Below are 1,066 nucleotides of genomic sequence, written 5' to 3' on the forward strand. Positions count from 1 at the left end.
CCTGAATTCATAGAATAAGTGCAACGTTTGAAACGATAGGCAGAGAGTCAGCCACCGGTAGAATCCAGGCTCTCACACCGAAGGATTCAAGCGCAGATGACTACGCATTACCGGCAGCTGACTCAGGGCCAACGTTACCAGATTGAGGCCGGTCTGAGCGCCGGAAAAAGCCAGGCAAGCATCGCGAAACAGGTTGGCGTACATCCCTCGACGATCAGTCGTGAGGTTCGCCGCAACAGCTCCCAGAAGACCTACAAAGCGGTTGCTGCGACCCATGAAAGTGATGCCCGTCGAGCGCAGGCGCGCAAGCACTGCAAGCCATTAACGTGGTTCAGCCATTATCTGCCGCTCTGGCTAAAACACGGTATGAGCCCGGAGCAGATTGCTCAGCGCCTGAAGCAAGAGCAGCCGGAGCGCGCGGTCAGTCACGAGTGGATTTATCGGTTTATCGCCACCGACAAACACGCAGGTGGCGAGTTATACAAGTATTTGCGGCACCGCAGGAAGCTGTACCGAAAACGCTACGGAAGCCACGACCGGCGCGGACAGTTGCGTAATCGCGTATCGATAACCGAGCGCCCTGCTGAGGTCGAAGCCCGCGAGCGTCTAGGTGATTGGGAGGGTGACACGGTGCATGGCGTAGGCGGCAATCTGGTCACGCTGGTTGATCGTAAAAGCGGCTACCTGAGCGCCTATCCGGTCAAGCGCAGGACGCGCCGGCAGGTAACGCGGGCGATCAATCTGTTGCTCAAGGGGCATGCTGTTCACACGCTGACGCTGGATAACGGGAAGGAGTTTGCCGGGCATGAACGCATTGCGCATCGGAGCCAGTGCCAAGTCTTTTTTGCAGAACCCTATTCATCCTGGCAGCGAGGCACTAATGAAAATACCAACGGCCTGCTCCGGCAGTATTTTCCCAAGGGCGGCGACTTCAGCAAGCTGACCGTCGAGGCGGTCAGTCGCGTGGTAACGAAGATCAATTTACGCCCGCGAAAACGCCTGGGCTGGAAGACGCCGTACGAAGTTTATGCAGGGGTGAGCGTTGCACTTATGTGTTGAATTCAGG

At 56.9% G+C, this 1,066-nt stretch carries 1 protein-coding gene; it reads left to right on the plus strand.

Annotation, left to right across the window (positions count from 1 at the left end):
- Positions 1-96: 96 nt before the first annotated feature.
- Entirely contained in the window at positions 97-1,059 is a 963-nt protein-coding gene (locus AC19YR_RS24765; RefSeq protein ID WP_017846754.1) for an IS30-like element ISPsme1 family transposase, read from the plus strand.
- The last annotated feature ends 7 nt before the right edge of the window (positions 1,060-1,066 follow it).

The organism is Pseudomonas sp. MF08817, from assembly GCF_059862705.1.